The organism is Paenibacillus sp. LRG-1, assembly GCF_057220305.1.
In genome coordinates this window covers 2,771,197-2,790,648 of the sequence record NZ_CM170126.1, presented here as the reverse complement: position 1 = coordinate 2,790,648, position 19,452 = coordinate 2,771,197, and the positions used below count along the sequence as shown (strand labels likewise).

Genomic DNA, 19,452 nt, shown 5'->3' with positions numbered 1-19,452 from the left:
CGGGTCGATTGAATGGAGATTGAGAAAAGGCCTAAATGGCCCAATTTCCTTTGCGGAACACGGCTTCTTTACTTCCGTCTTGCAGTTCGCCGTCAATATCCAGCTCAGCTGAGCCGATCATGAAGTCAACATGAGTCAGGCTGACATTGGCACCGTTCTGGAGCAGCTCCTCCCGGTTCATTTGTGTGCCATTTTCCATATTAAATGGATACGCACTGCCTAGAGCCAAGTGGCAGGAGGCATTTTCGTCGATACCTGTATTGTAAAAAATGCGATTGAGATTGGAAATCGGTGAATCGTGCGGCACCAGTGCAACTTCTCCCAAATAGCTGGCCCCTTTATCCGTAGCGAGCAAATGAGTCAGATGCTGCTCGCCGGATTCTGCTGTATATTCAGTGACTTTACCGTCCTTAAAGGTAAACGTTATGCGATCCACCAGTTGTCCATTTAAATTGAGTGGCATGGTACTTGTGACATGACCATTCACACCTGTACGCTTAGGCATCGTGAACACTTCTTCTGTCGGCATATTCGCGACAAAATAATCTCCGTGCTCGTTCTCACCACCACCGCTGCGCCAAATATGACCGTCAGCCAGTTCAATTCTCAAATCTGTTCCTGGTGCACGATAATGGAGGCTTTTATACTTTTTATGATTCAGCTTGTCTTGTACCTGTTCAAGGTTTTTCAAATGTTTCTGCCAATTCTGAATAGGATCAGAGCCATCTACACGGTTCATTTGGAAGATTGTATCCCACATGACACGTATACGATCCTCTTCTGCTACATCTGCAAATACTTTATCGGCCCAAGCCTTCGTCGGCGCTTTAATCAAACACCAGCTAATTTTATGATTTCGGGTATATTTGGAAAAACCTTCTCTCGCCGTAGCTGCCGCCTTAGTCGCACGAGATACCTTTTGTGGATCAATGCCTTGATATAAATCCGGGTTCGGCACTTTAATCGTTAGTGTGGCTCCACCCTCTTCGGCAAATTTCTCCATCATTTCTGCCTTCCAAGTAGGGTAGTAATCAAAGCTGGCTTCGTCACCATGTTCAAAACGACTACGTGTAATGGAATCATCCTCGAACTCTACCTGTACATATTTAGCGCCTGCTTCATAGGCTTTGCTGACAATCAGGCGTGTAAACTCAACAGTTTCCAGTGGTGCAGTTACCAAAAACACCTGTCCGGGCTGAATGTTAACCCCTACTCTTACGACCAGTTCTGCGTATTGCTCCAACAATGATTCAAACGTACTCATTTTTCCACGCTCCTGTTCCGTTTTGATTATATTGAATGATTTCATCACTACAGTACGGATTGCTTCTCCAGTTCACGCAGCTCCACTCTTCGTATTTTGCCCGAGCTAGTTTTAGGAAGCTCTTTAATAAACTCTATTTTTCGTGGATATTTATAAGGCGCCGTCCATGTTTTCACATGATGTTGCAGTTCCTTCACTAACGCCGGTGATCCTTCTACCCCAGCTTTGAGTACGACAAAAGCCTTTACAACATGTCCACGGATTTCGTCAGGGCTGGCTACGGCAGCACATTCCTGCACGGAGTCATGCTTCATAAGCGCTTCCTCTACTTCAAAAGGACCAATAGTATAGCCAGAACTGATAATGATATCATCACCACGTCCTTCGAACCAGAAATATCCATCCTCGTCTTTGCGAGCCCGGTCTCCCGTAACAAAATAATCTCCGTGGACACTAGCTAATTTGCGTTCTGGATCATGGTAATACGTATGGAATAATGCCGGCAGATCGGCACGCACTGCAATATCTCCCACTTGCCCCGGAGCCAGCGGAATGCCATCCTCGTCTACGACCTCAACGAGCCCCGGTGCAATGGATTTGCCCATCGAGCCTGTACGCAGAGGTGCATCCTTTAAATTACCAATAATTAATGTGCTCTCCGTTTGACCATAGCCGTCACGAATCGTAATGTTGAATTGCTCCTGAAACTTGTTAATGACCTCCTGATTGAGAGGCTCTCCCGCAGAAACTGCGCTGCGCAATTGGGATAGATCATATTGATCCAAACCATCCGTTTTCGCCATAATCCGATATTCTGTCGGCGTACAGCACAACACTTGGATTCCATACTGCTGCATAAACTGCAAATACCGACCTGGACGAAACGGACCATTATATACGAATCCGGTCGCTCCATTTCCTAGTACGGATAAAAACGGACTCCAAATCCACTTTTGCCATCCCGGTGCAGCTGTAGCCCATACTATATCTGAAGCTTGAATATCCAACCATGGTGATGTTATCCGCAGATGAGCATATCCCCAGCCATGGCTATGTACAACACCTTTAGGATTTCCTGTGGTGCCGGAAGTATAGGCCAGAATGGCCATGTCGTCACGGTGCGTCTTCACAGCTTCAAAAGTATCTTCCTGTCCATCCATCAGCTCATTCAGCACGAGCCAGCCAGATACATCTGCCGTGTCGTCCCCGGAGACCACGATGCGATAATCCAGAGCAGGCAAATCATCATTTATTTTGTCCACTTCGCTTGTTACTCCGGTCCAGGCAATGACTGCGCGCGCTTCTGAATGGCGAAGACGAAATGCAATATCCTTGGCACGTAGCATTTCTGAAGATGGAATGACAGCAAGCCCAAGTTTCAAGCAGGCCAGATAAATTACATACGCAATAATACGCCGTGGTACTACGACCAGAACTCTGTCACCTTTGTTAAATCCCAGATTTGCGAGTCCTCCAGCCAGTCGGTTAGCCTTTTTCAACAGCTCTCCATAGGTGATTTCTTCGTATTCTCCTGTCTCACTCAGCCACTTGAGTGCGGTTTTACCAGCATCATGGTGTTCCATTTCCGAAGTCATATTGTAATATTCAGGCGCAAGCCATTGTTGTTGATCTGTCAAATTATACCTTCCCCTTTATACATAAGATGAGATCCACTTTCTTACTGTAGTATAACACGTCTTAGTACCAGGTTCTAATACCAGAATCATTTTTTTGGAAAAAAATAAATTTGGTAAAGCGAACGACAAAAAGAAAGAGCCTAATTACAGGCTCTTTTTCTTCACTACTATCGTGATTTACAACTGGAGCTCTACCACTGTAGAAGCCGCTTCCTGACCGTTTACGAGCAGTGCAATCCGGTGCGCTCCCGCATAATGGCGACGAGTTGTCAGGTCTGCAAAACGGTGTGTCCGTGTACCTGTAAGATGGGTTCCTCCAGGGACCGTTTTGTCAGATAGCAAAAACAGTTTACGTGAGACTTGTCCTCTCGCCTTCACAAAGTCGATGCCGTACTCGATGCGGACTCGTACCGGGTCACCTTCACGAAGCTGAAGCGCGTAGCTCAACTCACAGCTATCACCAAGCTTTAGCATGGCAGGGTCTGTGGTGAAAGAGGCTCCCGTGACTAACGGCGCCCCGTCTGTTTCATCCGCATAGCCGAACATTGCCATCACTTCGGGGATGGATTTGCGAATCAGGGTCCGACAGCCATGACGCACAATCCAGTCGGTGTCAGGATGTGTTCCTTTCCACCGTTGAGCCGTAGCAATGACCACATCAGGATGATCCTTGGCAATATCGTTCAGGTTGTTGGCTACACTTTTACGTACATACAGTGAGGGATCGGCTTTCAACAGCTCCAGCACGGCCAATACCGGAGCGGGATCGCGCTTAAATATGGGCAACGCTTGCCCCCACGGCAGTCGTGGACGACAGCCTTCGCTGGCAAGACGGCGGACGTGCTCGCTCGGATGCCCTGCCCAGACCGTCATCTGGCGCATCATCCGTTCCGGTTCGCGCAGCAGGAAGGGTCTGACGGCAAACTCCGCAGATGACTTCTGTGTGAAACGCTCCAGCGCTTCCATGGAAAGCGTCCAATGCTCCTCCCCCTGCCCATACACCTCCACAAAATCCGGAAAGAATAAGTACGGGAAACCGCTGCAATGCTCGTCTAAAGCAAAAAGGACAGCCAGGGCTTCTTCATAACGACTTGGCAAGAACGTCCCCAATGTTAGTGAAATCCGCCGCATCCGGGCTTTTAGCTCCAGCTCATTCCACGATTCGTCCATGACTTGATGGATAAATCTCTGGGTATCAAACGAGCTATACGCCGTTTGTACTCTTTCACCGAAAAGGCGAAGAAAATCCTCTGTGTATATATTTTTTAAAGGTTCAGCCATCTTGTATCTCCTTTTGTATCCGAATGTAAACGATAGATTCATACCTTCGTCTATGATAACCATAAACAGCGCTCCAACACCAGCACTAAAACGATCAGCTCCTACGTTCCAGAGCCAGAAATACTAAAAATGCCAGGCCCTGTGATGAGGGCCTGACATTTTGCATGCGTAGCTTATGAATTTGGATCAAGCTCTAGCTTATGTCCTCAGTAACGGGAGTTGGGGTTACTCTTCCAATCTCCTCTGAAGGAATCTCAAACTGGCGAATATCCTTGACCAAAAACATGATCAAGCCGCACAATACGGTAATCAGTCCGCTGAAAAACAGCACCTCACTAAGAGCAAACCGTAAAGCTAGCGCACCACCAATCAAGGCTCCCAATGGCAGGGCTGCGCTCGACAGCGTGTTTAGAAAGGATGCCACCCGTCCCATTAACGGCAGCGGGGTAGTAATTTGAATCAAGGACGTTTGCAGTACATTGATGATGCCTGTAAAAATACCTAGCAACAGGGCGGCCAGCAGCTTCATCCACATCTCCGGCACAATGGAAAACACGTAGATCGCCAGCCCCATGGCTACCCAGGAGACCGCAATGGTGATGCCGTTCTTTTTCAATACACTGACCAGAAAGGAACCGACAAAAATACCGATAAAATAGGCCACATACAGTAAGCTGTAATAGATCGGTGAGCCATAGGATACCGCAATGGAAGGTATGGCAATAATTAAAATGGCCATCGAAAAATTCGTCAAAGCAAAGAACGGGAGCATAATTCTCAGGAAGGCGTGCCGTTTTACAAAAAGATACCCTTCTTTCAGCTCCCTCAGATAGTACCCCAGCTTCAGTGAACCTTTACCGTTCGTGTCCTCCATCGCAGGAGCGTCGATCTGCTTGCTGAGCCTGATATACACAAAGCCTGCCAGAAACAGCATTGCGCTGGCTAGAAAAAACGTGTTTTTCATCCCCATGGCGATAATGAGCGAGGCTCCAGCCAGATACCCGGCGATATTAATCACCTGATCCGTCGACGAAATCATGGAATTCGCCCGGACAATCAAATCCGGCGAGCCTACCAGTTGCGGCAGCATTTTACTGTTGGCCGGATAAAACAATGTAGAGAAGCAGGATGCAATAAAAACAATAACAAGGATAGCGACCAGATTAACCATCCCGTCCTGAATGAGAAACGGGACAGCCAAAATGAGCACAGCCTGCGTAAACAAGGCGATACTGGCCAACAAAGGCGGTGAATAGCGATCCACCAAAGGACCCACGAGAAAGCTGAAAATCGACGCCGCAGATACGGCCGTATACGTGAAGCTGGTCATCGCCACCGACTGTGTCGATTGCTGTACAAAATACAGCAGGACGATAGAATAAATGCTGTCCGCGATGTTGGCAGAAGTACGGGAAGCAAAGAAACGGATAAAACGATGATCCTTAAACAATTGATTCACATCTTCATCTCCTTACTGCGAGATGGTCAAAGCGGTTAAGAGCCTGTCACTGGCAGCTTGGAAGATTCGATGAATTTTCTCGTGATCCTCTTCAAAGGGAAGGGATAGAGAAATCTGCAATACACTTTCTGTGTATACAGACTCAAAGAAAATCGCTTTTCCTCCGTTTGCCTGTTCCTTCTTCCTGTCCAAAGCACCGATTTCATTTAAGCCTCCCTGCATTTCACCCAAGTAGTTAAACACGATTGGCAGTTGTTCAAGTCCCTTTTTTAGAATGTTGCTTGATTGCGGGTAAGCTGATTTCATTTCTTCGTTAAAGATCAGATTGAAGAAATTTAAATGATGATGTGTGGCAGTATCCAAGAGTTTCTGGATATCATTTTCGTAGGATATTCTCTCCTCCTTCAGGAGTAAGACGGGAATGTGGTCAATATATTCTCCCACCGATCCAAAGTAGTTCCGATCCCCATACTGTCGTCCATACTGTGTCAACCATAATGGAACTTCGGACTGTTCAAAATAGCTGCTCAAGAACTGGAATGCCATTTGCAACGAAATATCCCATAGGTTCACAGCCTCCTCCTGCGTTCGAATATCATGCAGGTTTAGATTCCAATGATATGAAGTAGGTGCTGCATAATTACACCCCAGCATCCGTTCATGGATACGACTATTATGATCCTCAAATGCCGGGAGCTTAAATTGCTCCACAATCTGCGGATCGCTGAGTCCTTGAGGACCTTGGCGGATATGATCGACATAATCGTGATAATGGAATGTTTTAACTGTCTGACTTTGCTGTATATGATCGTATTCCTCCAGAAGCTGATTATGCAAAACTACACCACTCGTCGCATCAAAGATGATATGTGAGCATGGCAGTAGCAGTAAATGTTCCCGCAAATTCAAGCGAACCAGCATCATCCGGTATTGCAGAGCGTGTTTCTGCTCATATGGTTCAAAATAAAGATTCGACATGAGGGATGAAAGAAGCTGCTGTTGGGTCTGTACCGGATAGATCGAAAGATCCACACAAGGCAATGAAATATGCTCCGGTGTTGGCCGTACTTCCCATTCCCAGACTCCATCCGCGTGTACAAGCACACTTCTCAGTAATTCATGGCGATGAATTAACTGCCGAATCGCTGTATTCAGACGCCCCATATCCACGTATTGGTCCAACCGAACCACGGTGCCCGAGGAAGCCGGGTGCATCAAATGGTAATGCTGAGCAGGGGCCAGCGGGAAACGATAGATAGCCTCTGAGCTGAGTAGATGCTCATGCCAGCTAGCATTCATTTCAGCGATTTTTAAAATCCATTCTTCAGTCTGACGTTGGTGACTGTTTTCCTGTTCCTCGTCTGTTTGCTCCAGCTCTGCGTGCCCTGTTCTGACCCTTAGGCTGGCGTCTTCCTCACCCATCGGAACGATATAATGAGGATGGAGGTCGGAATGAACATGAGACGAGATTCCGGCGGTCATCTCGTCCACCTGATCTGCCCGTAAGGGATGCACATGCAGAAACAAGTAGTCGCGTTCATCGTTAGGTACGAATTGAAGCATGGCCTGTACGCCAAAGGTTTCGCTAATCCATTGTTCAGCTTCCGTTACATCTGTAAGCAATGAAGTATCTTGCTTGGTGACAACTTTATCAAGGGATAACAGATCGGACAAGCTTCGAATGGTTTGATGTTGCAACACTTGGTGTATGCCGAGTGGAATACCTGATTCCTGTGCTTTGGAAACGAGCTGAATGGCCTTTAAAGAATGACCTCCAAGCTCAAAGAAGTTCTCGTCGATACTTACCTTTTCTACCCCAAGCACCGCCCGCCAGAGATTCGCCAATTGTTGTTCCACTTCATTTCTTGGAGCCACGTAAGCTATATCCGGGCTACTTGCCAATTCCGGCAGTGGCAGTGCCGTGCGGTCAATTTTACCGTTTGGTGTTAGTGGCATGGATTCCAGCTGCACAAAGTACGAAGGCACCATATAGTTAGGTAGCTTTTCACCCAGTAAGCTGCGTAACTCACTTGTACTCACTTCGCGCTCTGCCACATAGTACGCCACCAGTTGGTTTTGACCCTGCTCATCCTCATGGGATAGTACAATTACCTCTTGCACAGCCTCCACCTTCAGCAGGTTTGCCTCCACCTCGCCCAGTTCAATCCGGTACCCCCGGATTTTCACCTGGTGGTCGATCCGGCCTAAGTGCTCAATGTTGCCGTCTGGCATCCATCTCGCCAAGTCCCCTGTGCGATACATCCGTTCATATCCTGCTTCTCCGTCCGTAAACGGATTAGGTATAAATTTCTCATCCGTGAGCTCCGGACGATGCAGATATCCACGTGCCAGCCCTTCCCCCGATACACACAATTCTCCAGCTACGCCCACAGGTGCCAGATGTCCATGCGCATCCACGATATATACCCGGTGATTCGGTACGGGACGTCCGATAGAAATCCGTTCATCCGCATTCGCATCCTCAGACACCGGCCAGATCGTTGTGACAATTGAGTTTTCCGTTGGGCCGTATCCGTTATAATACGGAACCTGATCTTTCCATTGCTGTACAAGCTCTAATGAGGAGGCCGATCCGGCTGTAAACAGGATACGCAGACTCGACATCCGCTTCGGTTCCAGATACACCGCATACGTCGGTGGCAGCATGACTACGGTAATTTGGTGCTCTGCGGTATATTGTTCAAACCGCTCATAGTTTAAAATCGTCTCCATGGTCGGTACGTACAGTGTGGCTCCGCAGAACAGCGTTTGGAACACTTCCCAGCAAGCGGCATCAAAGGAATAGCTGGCAAACATCAGGACATGATCCGACAAGCTCATGTGTAGGGTTTCATCAAAATAGGTTTTCAGATTGCATGGCCCGTGATGCTCGATCATAACGCCCTTCGGCTGGCCCGTCGTTCCTGAGGTATAAATCACATACGCCAGATCGTTCGGGCCAGACACTGGCTCCAGATTCGCCCCCTCTTCGTGATAGATCCCCTGTTCCCCATCCAGCACCAGTATCTTGCCGTCGAAGGCCACTTTTTCCACCAGATGGCTTTGTGTTAATAAGAGAGCTGTTCCCGAGTCGTCCAGCATGTAACGGATACGGTCCTCTGGATACGTTGGATCTAGAGGAACATACGCGCCTCCCGCTTTCATAATCCCGAGCATCCCCACGATCATATCCACCGAACGCTCCGTCATAATCCCCACCAAGCTGTCTGTTGTTACGCCGTGACTCCGCAAGGTACGAGCCAGTCGGTTTGCACGTTCATTCAGCTCGCGGTAGGTCAACTGTGCTCCTTCGAAGAACAATGCTGCCTGCTCCGGGGTCTGCGCCGCTTGCGCCTCGAACAAGCCGTGAATCGTCTGCTCGCTTGGATAGTCCGCTGCCGTATCTCCCCATACGCGCAGGATTTGCTCCCGTTCTGGCTCACTCAATACATCCAGCTCACGTACCGAAATATCCGGGGTAGCTACCACCTGTTTCAACAGTTCCATCAGATGACCCTGAATTTGCTCCACACTTTCGCGTTCAAATGCCAGCGCATTGTAGACAAAGCTCATGTGGATCGTGTTCCCCGGCAGGACCACCAGGTTAAAGTCATAGTTCGTCTGCTCGACGGACTCCACTCCCGTAATGCGGAAGCTGGATGCTTCCCCCTCACCCAACTGCTCGATTTGTTCCTCCATCGGGTAATTTTCAAAAATAAGAATATGATTAATCAAATCCTGCTTCAGCTCCGACAGCCCCTGAATTTCATATAGCGGGTACGTATCATAGGCTTGGGAAGCGATGGATTGCTCCTGATTCTGCTTCATCACGTCCGAGAACAGACTGTCCTTATGACTGTGAATGCGTACAGGAATCGTGTTAATAAACAGACCGATGATATACTCCACATTTGGAATCTCCGCCGGACGTCCGGATACGACGCTGCCGAACACCACATCATTCGTACCGTTATATTTTTGAAGCAACATGCCCCACACCGTCTGCATCAGCGTATTCATCGTCACCTGATAACGCTTGGCGATTTGCTGAATTCCAGCCGTTAGACCCGCGCCCAAATCAAAGTCCAGGCGCTTCGTCTGATAACCTGTTTTGCTCTGGATTTTGGCCTGTGGCAAACGAGACTGCTCCTCATATCCATCCAGATACCTGCTCCAATAGTTTGAAGCAGCCTGACGATCCTGTTGCTCCAGCCACTCAATATATTGGCTATATGGCGTTACAGGTCCCAGTTCCGGCTGTTTATGGGCGAGAATCGCAAAGTAACTCGCAAATACCTCATTCGTCACCAGCGACAAGCACCAGCCATCCATTAAAATATGGTGAAAGCTCCATACAAAACGATATGTTTTCTCAGCCGTACGCAAAATCGCGACACGCATCAAAGTATCCTCCGCTAGATCAAAGCCTCTCTGCTTGTCTTTGCGCGTATATTCGAGGATATAATCGTTCCGCTCTTCTTCCTCCATATCTCGCAAATCCTCTATATACAACTCACTGCGTTTATTCCGGTACACAACCTGCAGGGGCTCGTCCTTCCAGCCGCTATAAAAATTTGTCCGTAGTACAGAATGCCGCTGTACCAGCAGTTCCAGACTCGCTGTAAACGCAGCCAGATTTAAACATCCTTTCAGGTCAAAGGAGGACTGCTCAAAATAAGCACCCGATTGAGAATCCATCAAATTGTAAAACAACATCCCCTTTTGCATCGGTGTTAGTGCATATATATTCTCTACTTCTCCAACCGACTGCGTTTGTTCCACAATGGCATCCAATTGCTCCACGGTGAGTTCCTTAAGCAGTACGTCGCTAGGTGTTAGCTCCGTCCGTTCTCGAGATATGCAATGCCTGATCACTTCCTGTAAATTCTTCTTTAACAGATGAACCAGATCCTCTATCGTATCCTTGCAGAATGCCTTGCTATTATATTTAATCTTAAGCTCCAACCTGCCATCTGTTACCATTCCCCCCACGTCTAAAGCAGATTTCAGCTCAATTCGGTCGCTGAAATCTCTTCCAGACGAATAGGGTGAAGTGTGAATATCGCTATTTTGGAGATCCTGATCAAACTCTCCCAGATAGTTAAAGTTCACCTGTGGTTCAGGATGGCCCCCTTTTTGACCTGTTTTACTCAGATATCTCCAAATACTGTATCCGATGCCTTTATGCGGTATTTGACGTAGACCCTCTTTGACCTGTTTGATACGTCTCGACACGTCGGATTTCTCTCCAATATTCAACAAAACCGGATATTGACTTGTAAACCAACCAACCGTACGAGAAATATCAATGTCTGGTATAATGCTCTCCCGTCCGTGCCCTTCCAGATTTATAAAGATACTCTCATGGCCCGTCCAGGCATACAGCGTCATACCAAGAGCAGTCAACAGCAAATCGTTCACTTCCGTGCTATATGCATGATGCGCTTGTTTCAACAGTTGAACGGTCTCTTCCTCTGTGAGTTGCATTGTTACGGTGTCCATGTCGCGAATCATAAATCTGCCATCATGCTTATAATCCTCAGGTAATATAGCCTGATCAGAACTGATTACTTTGTCTAATTGCTCCCAGTACGCGCGTTCGCTCTCCATTGCCGGGCTGATTGCATAAACAGCCAATTTTTCAGACCAGGCACGGAAGGAGTCCGTCTTATCAGGCAAATGAATTGCTTCTCCATTCACAGCTTGCGCATAAGCAGTCGCGAAATCTTCAAACAAGATACGCCACGATACCCCATCCACTACCAAATGATGAATCACGATCAGCAAATGGTCACCATCCGCACAACGGAACAAACCGACTTTCATTAGTGGCCCTTCATTTAAAGAAATACTGCTTTGAATCTCATTGGCTTTAGCTTCAATTGCTTGGTTCAACTCCGATCCAATGGGTATATCGTCGAAGTCCAACATATCAAGATGATATAGCTCACCTTCTTGCGTCCCACGATTCCACGCTTCATAGCTATGCTCCGTTTTGCGGAACACCGTTCGCAGAATATCATGATGTTCCACCAGTTTTGTCAGTGTCAGGCGCAGTGCCGACTCGTTAAATCTCTGGTCCTGGTGTAGCATAACAGCCTGATTAAAGTGATGTGCAGCCGTTTCATCCAAATCTGCAAACCAATGTTGAATCGGCGTAAGCAGCACATTGCCCTTAATCTCACCCTGCTCGGCAGTTCTGACACCCGCCACACTCAAGTACGGAGCCAATTCTGACACACTCGGATGCTTAAACAATGTCTTCATATCCAGCTTGTAGCCTGCCTGAAGCAGACGTGAAGATACTTGAATCGCCTTGATCGAATCGCCGCCCAAATCGAAGAAATTTTCTAGCAAGCCAATTGGCTTCTTACCCAGTACGGTTTGCCAGATAGAAGCCAGAACCTGCTCTGCATCCGTTTGTGGAGCAACATATTCACTTCTACCCTGAAAATTTGTTTCCAGTGCTGGCAGTACTTTGCGATCAATTTTACCGTTCGGTGTCAGCGGCATGTTCTCCAGTTGTACGAAGTACGCAGGCACCATGTAGTTTGGCAGTTTCTCACCCAGTAAGCTGCGTAGCTCACCTGCATTCACTTCTCGCTCTGCCACATAGTAGGCGACCAGTTGGTTTTGCCCCTGCTCATCTGCACGTGCCAGCACGATGACCTCCTGCACATCTTCCACTTTCAAAATTTGCGCCTCGACCTCGCCCAACTCAATCCGGTACCCCCGGATTTTAACCTGATGGTCGATCCGGCCCAGATATTCGATGTTGCCATCCGGCATCCATCTCGCCAAGTCACCTGTCCGGTACATGCGTTCATAGCCCGCTTCTCCATTCGCAAACGGATTCGGTACGAATTTCTCCTCCGTCAGCTCTGGACGATCCAGATAGCCGCGTGCCAGACCCGGCCCGGATACGCATAACTCACCCGCTACGCCCACTGGTGCCAGATGACCATGTGCATCCACCATGTACACCCGATGGTTTGGCACAGGACGTCCGATGGAAATCAATTGTCCTGCTCTCGCATCCTCAGACACCGGCCATATCGACGTAGCTACCGAGTTTTCGGTTGGGCCGTAGCCATTGTAGTACGCAACCTGATCCTTCCACTTGTACACCAGCTCTATCGACGATGCTGATCCGGCTGTGAACAGAATACGCAGGCTTGACATCCGTTCCGGCTCCAGATAGACCGCATAGGTCGGCGGCAAGGTTGCCACGGTAATGTGATGATCCGCCATATATTGCTTAAACCGCTCGTAGTTCAAAATCGTCTCTGACGTTGGCACGTATAACGTGGCTCCGCAGAACAGCGCCTGGAAGATTTCCCAGCAAGCCGCATCAAATGAATAGCTGGCAAACAACAGGATATGATCCGATATGCCAATATGCAGCGTCTGATCGAAATAGACTTTCAGGTTGCACAGTCCGTGATGCTCCAGCATAACGCCCTTCGGCTGGCCTGTGGTCCCTGATGTATAGATCACATAGGCCAAATCGTTCGGCCCGGATACAGGCTCCAGGTTTGAACCGTCCTCGTGATAGACCGCCTGCTCTCCATCCAAAACCAGCACCTTACCGTCAAAAGCTACGTTGCCCACCAGATGATTTTGCGTCAATAACAGCTCTGCCCCAGAGTCGTCCAGCATGTAGCGGATACGCTCTTCCGGATACGTCGGATCAATTGGCACATATGCTCCCCCGGCTTTCAAAATCCCAAAGATGCCTACGATCATATCCACCGAACGATCGGTTATGAGACCCACCAAACGATCGCTCGTCACTCCGTGACTACGCAGGGTACGGGCCAAACGGTTGGCGCGTTCGTTCAGCTCGCGGTAGCTCAGTTGCTCTCCCTCGCAGAACAATGCTGCCTGCTCCGGGGTCTGCGCCGCTTGCGCCTCGAACAAGCCGTGAATCGTCTGCTCGCTTGGATAGTCCGCTGCCGTATCTCCCCATACGCGCAGGATTTGCTCCCGTTCTGGCTCACTCAATACATCCAGCTCACGTACCGAAATATCCGGGGTAGCTACCACCTGTTTCAACAGTTCCATCAGATGACCCTGAATTTGCTCCACACTTTCGCGTTCAAATGCCAGCGCATTGTAGACAAAGCTCATGTGGATCGTGTTCCCCGGCAGGACCACCAGGTTAAAGTCATAGTTCGTCTGCTCGACGGACTCCACTCCCGTAATGCGGAAGCTGGATGCTTCCCCCTCACCCAACTGCTCGATTTGCTCCTCCATCGGGTAATTTTCAAAAATAAGGATATGGTTGATCAAATCCTGCTTCAGCTCCGACAGTCCCTGAATCTCATACAGCGGGTACGTATCATAGGCTTGGGAAGCGATGGATTGCTCCTGATTCTGCTTCATCACGTCCGAGAACAGACTGTCCTTATGACTGTGAATGCGTACAGGAATCGTGTTAATAAACAGACCGATGATATGCTCCACATTTGGAATCTCCGCCGGACGTCCGGATACGACGCTGCCGAACACCACATCATCCGTACCGTTATATTTTTGAAGCAACATGCCCCACACCGTCTGCATCAGCGTATTCATCGTCACCTGATAACGCTTGGCGATTTGCTGAATTCCAGCCGTTAGACCCGCGCCCAAATCAAAATCCAGACGCTCCGCCTGATAACCTGTTTTGCTCTGGATTTTAGCCTGTGGCAAACGGGCCTGTTCTTCATACCCATCCAGGTATGCGGTCCAGTAACGAGAAGCCTTCTGACGTTCTTGATGCACTTTCAGTACATCCACTGTTTCTTCCACTGTAATCCATTCCAGCTCACTCAATGTGGTATCTGGGCTAGCCGCAATCACTTCAGCCAACCGTACAAAGTGGCGTGTGATCTGCTCAATTGTTTCCCGCTGGTACAGCATGGTCGCATACTGCAATCCGAACTGTATTCCGGATTCTTCCTCTCTCGCTTCCAGCGTCAGGTCAAACTTCACTGGAGTTTGCTCTATATCGTATAGTCGGAAGCTCAGTTCTTTGAGCTTCAACTCGCTTTGCTCGGTGTTTTGCAGTACAAACATCGTATCGAAGATCGGATTCCGACTCATATCCCGCTTCACATTCAACTTGTCCACCAGGTTTTCAAATGGATAGTCCTGGTGCTCGTAGGCTTGTAAAGCCCGGATTTTCACATCTTCTAGAAAGCTGCGGAACGTCTGCTCTGCAGTCGGATAATTGCGTAGTGCCAGGGTTCCGACAAACATCCCAATGATGGGCTCAAGATCGGCATGTGGGCGTCCCGCAATTGGGGTGCCAACAATGATATCTTCCTGCCCTGTATATTGATATAGTAACGCTGTATAGGCCGCTAATAACACCATGTACAGCGTCGAACCTGTCTGTGCTGCCAGTTCTTTTAAGCGCTCGCTAACTTCACGCTCCAATCTGAATACAACCGTGTCGCCTGCTGTGCTCCGTACCGCCGGACGGGCAAAATCGGTTGGCAGGTTCAGCACAGGCAGATTGCCCCGGAAAGTATTGAGCCAATACGCTTCCTGACCTTCCATCCAATCCTGTTGCGCTTCACTTTGCTGCCATACGGCATAATCTTTGTATTGAATCCGTAGCGGTGGCAGCTCTTCATCGCTGTATAAGCGAGCAAATTCGCGAGTCAACACGCCCGTCGACACACCGTCCGAGATGATATGGTGCATATCGAGCATCAGCAAATACTGCGGCTCTTCTTCTATTCCCTGTACGCCCAAATCGATCAGGGCAACCCGCAGTAACGGAGCGGCTTGCAGATCAAATGGACGTACAAAGCTTTGGACCTTTTCTTGTACTTCCTTGCTCACAAGCTGCTCAGTCACCGATGCATACCGTTCCTGCACTACATCACGATGTAACACTTCCACATCGGTTTGTCGATCTGCTGCTGTATAAGCTACGACATGTCCCACCTGCACCTTCGCATACTCCAACTCGAACGATACGGTATCCTGAATCTGCTGCTTCGGCTCGTTATTTATCATTTCAAAGCGGGTACGGAGTGTTGAATGGCGTGAGATCAATTGACGGAATACTTCTTCCATCCGCTTCACATCCAGCGGGCCGCTTACCTGGAACATAGCAGGCATGTTGTAGTTTACATCGTCAGGGTCAAGCTGGTGCAATACGTACATCCGCTTTTGTGCAGAGGACAGCGGATAAAAAGTTCGTTCTTCCGTCACCGGAATCAATGCATACTTCATCTGTTCCAAACTTTCAATCACTACAGCCAGCTGTTCAATCGTTGGAGCTTCGAAAATACTGCGTAACGACAGGGATTTATTCAGTTCTTTGTGAATCTTTGAAGTCAAGGTAGTTGCCCGCAGTGAGTGTCCACCAATCTCGAAAAAGTTCTCTTTCACGCCGACTTGCTTCAGGCCCAATACATCCTGCCAAATTTGGGTCAGCTTCGATTCCATTGGCGTTCGCGGTGCGAAATAATCCGTTCTGCTTTGCAGATTATCTTCCAATGCTGGCAATGCTTTGCGGTCGATTTTGCCATTCGGTGTCAGAGGGAAACGATCCAGTTGTACGACATATGTCGGGATCATATAGCCCGGCAGTTTTGGCTGGAGTATGCTGCGCAGCTCCGGCAAATTCAGCGCCTCGGAAGCTACGACATACGCACACAAATCCTTGTCTCCGTTTTCGTTTTCCCAGGCGGTGACTATCGCTTTCTCGATGCCATCCACAGTCAGCAGCTGCGCTTCCACCTCGCCCAGTTCAATCCGGAAGCCCCGGATTTTGACCTGATCATCCATCCGGCCAACAAAGTCCACATTGCCGTCCGGCATCCACCGTGCCAAATCGCCTGTGCGGTACAGTCGTTCACCCGGTACGTAGGGGTTCGCTACGAATTTCTCGGCTGTCAGGTCCGCACGGTTCAAGTATCCCCGTGCGACCCCAATCCCGCCGATGCACAGCTCACCCAGTATGCCGATTGGCACCGGATTCAGTTGGCTGTCCACGATGTAGAAGCGTGCGTTCAGCCATGCCTGACCAATCGGTACATTGCCGCTGCTTGGCAGCTTCGACAGCTCTTCGTCATAGAAGCTGGAGTCAATCGCCGCTTCCGTGACGCCGTAACTGTTCATAATGCGGATATCTGCGCCAAACCGTTCTTGCAGCACCCGGTAATCTGTCACGCTACAGCTATCCGAGCTGGTGATCAGCAGTTCCAGACTGCTCATGTCTAGCCCCTGTTCATGCACATGCTGCATAAACGGTACGATCAGGGCCGGGGTCGATTCGAACACTGTAATCTGGTAATCGCGAATCCAGCCATACAAACGGCTAAAATCAATCCGGTCGTCTTTCGGACAAATAACCATCGTGCCACCGTTATAGAGCGTCCGCGCGATATCCCCGACGAAGACGTCGAAGGAGAAGCTCGCCAGCTGCAGCAGTCGTACCGGGAACTGGCTCAGACGGTAATCCCGACGATACGCCGCAGCCGTATTGACCAAGCTGTGATGTTCGATCATGACGCCCTTCGGACGTCCTGTTGTCCCGGACGTGTAGATCACATACGCCAGATCCTGCGGCTCATTGATCGGCTCGATATTCGTGGCATCCCCGGTGTACAGTGATTCGTCGTCCAATGCTAGTACGGTGTGCAAACGTAAGTTTGCTACGGATTGGGATGCTGCTTCGCTGTCAGTTGGCGAATCTGCTGCTCCATTCACAGTTCCATGAAGAGCACCTGATTCCATCGTTTCGGCGCCAGTCGCTGTTTCCAACTCACCCTCAGTCTTACCCCTGGTCAAGGACTGCTTGCTTTCCTCCAGCCATGCCTGTGCTTGCTCCTGCAATCCCGTTTGTGTTAACAGTACCGTCGCACCACTATTCTCCAGCATGAAACGAATACGTTCGGACGGATAATCCGCATCCAGTGGCACATATGCGCCGCCAGCCTTCCACACCGCCAATACGCCGACCAGCATATCCATGGAGCGTTCACTCAAAATGCCGACAATTGACTCGCGTCCAACGCCTTCATTCCGCAATCTCCGAGCCAATTGGTTCGCACGCTCGTTCAGTATGCGGTACGTCAACTGCTGCTCCTCATACACCACCGCCATATGATCCGGTACAAGCTGAGCCTGTTCTTCTACGAAGGTATGGAACAGGGCTCCTGCTTCAACTGCAGCAACATCTCTTACTCCCACTTCTCCAAAACCGTAGATGAGTTGTTCTTTTTCCTCGACGGTTACCATATTCAAAGTTGCCAGTGACTGCTGCGGATGATACGCAATAGCTCGGACGATCTCCGTAAAATGCTGCGCCAATCGGGCGATAGTCTCCGGCTTATAGAGCGCCGTGCTGTATTCCAGACTGCACACAATCCCCTCCGGCTGCTCCATGGTCTCCAAGGACAGATCCAATTTGGCCGTAGTATTCCCTAACGGGTACGAATTCAAGGTCAGACCTTCCAGCTCGAACTCCTGCTGCTCCAATGTTTTCAACTCAAACATCGTGTCAAACAGCGCATTCCGGCTCGTATCCCGTGTTAAATTCAGCTTTTCAACCAGCTCTTCAAAAGGATAGTCCTGATGCTCATAAGCACTGAGCGCATGCTCCTTCACCTCTTGCAGATAATCCAGGAACGATTTGTCGCCAGACGGATAATTGCGGATCGCCAGCGTGTTGATGAAGACACCTACCAGACTCTCCAGTTCCGCATGCGGTCTTCCAGCAATCGGCGTTCCCACTACGATATCTTCTTGGCCTGTGTATTTATGCAAGAGCGTAGTGTACGCCGCCAGCAGCACCATATACAAGGTTGAACCTGTTTGCGAAGCCAGTTCTTTCAAGCGTTCGCTAACTTCACGCTCCAGTCCAAATTCGATCGTATCCCCTGCCGCACTTTGCACTGCCGGACGGGCAAAGTCGGTTGCCAGATCCAGCACAGGCACTCCGCCCCGGAAGGTGTCGAGCCAATATGCTTCCTGACGTTTCATCCAATCCTTTTGCGCTTCACTTTGCTGCCATACGGCATAGTCTTTGTATTGAATCCGTAGCGGTGGCAGCTCTTCATCGCTGTATAAGCGAGCAAATTCGCGAGTCAACACGCCCGTCGACACACCGTCCGAGATGATATGGTGCATATCGAGCATCAGCAAATACTGCGGCTCTTCTTCTATTCCCTGTACGCCCAAATCGATCAGGGCAACCCGCAGTAACGGAGCGGCTTGCAGATCAAATGGACGTACAAAGCTTTGGATCTTTTCTTGTACTTCCTTGCTCACAAGCTGCTCAGTCACCGATGCATACCGTTCCTGCACTACATCACGATGTAACACTTCCACATCGGTTTGTCGATCTGCTGCTGTATAAGCTACGACATGTCCCACCTGCACCTTCGCATACTCCAACTCGAACGATACGGTATCCTGAATCTGCTGCTTCGGCTCGTTATTTATCATTTCAAAGCGGGTACGGAGTGTTGAATGGCGTGAGATCAATTGACGGAATACTTCTTCCATCCGCTTCACATCCAGCGGGCCGCTTACCTGGAACATAGCAGGCATGTTGTAGTTTACATCGTCAGGGTCAAGCTGGTGCAATACGTACATCCGCTTTTGTGCAGAGGACAGCGGATAAAAAGTTCGTTCTTCCGTCACCGGAATCAATGCATACTTCATCTGTTTCAAACTTTCAATCACTACAGCCAGCTGTTCAATCGTTGGAGCTTCGAAAATACTGCGTAACGACAGGGATTTATTCAGTTCTTTGTGAATCTTTGAAGTCAAGGTAGTTGCCCGCAGTGAGTGTCCACCAATCT

5 protein-coding genes (1 of these 5 only partly in view) are annotated in these 19,452 nt (G+C 49.2%); all 5 read right to left on the bottom strand.

Going from position 1 to position 19,452, the window contains the following annotated elements; translation table 11 throughout:
• Positions 1-31: 31 nt before the first annotated feature.
• Entirely contained in the window at positions 32-1,264 is a 1,233-nt protein-coding gene (locus ACUUJN_RS12390) for an aminopeptidase (protein WP_254349156.1), read from the bottom strand.
• Between the two features lie 47 nt (positions 1,265-1,311).
• Positions 1,312-2,901, bottom strand: a complete 1,590-nt coding sequence (locus ACUUJN_RS12385) for an acetate--CoA ligase (RefSeq protein ID WP_254349157.1) — start codon at positions 2,899-2,901, stop codon at positions 1,312-1,314.
• A 177-nt stretch (positions 2,902-3,078) separates the two neighbouring features.
• On the bottom strand, positions 3,079-4,182 hold the full coding sequence (locus ACUUJN_RS12380) for a DNA alkylation repair protein (protein WP_076265432.1): 1,104 nt from the start codon (positions 4,180-4,182) through the stop codon (positions 3,079-3,081).
• Positions 4,183-4,375: 193 nt separating this feature from the next.
• Entirely contained in the window at positions 4,376-5,641 is a 1,266-nt protein-coding gene (locus ACUUJN_RS12375) for an MFS transporter (RefSeq protein ID WP_279836359.1), read from the bottom strand.
• Between the two features lie 12 nt (positions 5,642-5,653).
• A protein-coding gene (locus ACUUJN_RS12370; protein ID WP_484669679.1) for a non-ribosomal peptide synthase/polyketide synthase crosses the window boundary here: on the bottom strand, positions 5,654-19,452 show its 3' end. The gene runs 15,013 nt beyond the window's last position; only the last 13,799 of its 28,812 coding nucleotides appear in the window; its start codon lies off the right edge, out of view — the gene reads right to left on this strand; its stop codon occupies positions 5,654-5,656.

Bases quoted from the DNA above. Each gene is read 5' to 3' on its own strand.
- ACUUJN_RS12390 (WP_254349156.1), bottom strand. From the start codon at position 1,264: ATGAGTACGTTTGAATCATTGTTGGAGCAATACGCAGAACTGGTCGTA.
- ACUUJN_RS12380 (WP_076265432.1), bottom strand. From the start codon at position 4,182: ATGGCTGAACCTTTAAAAAATATATACACAGAGGATTTTCTTCGCCTT.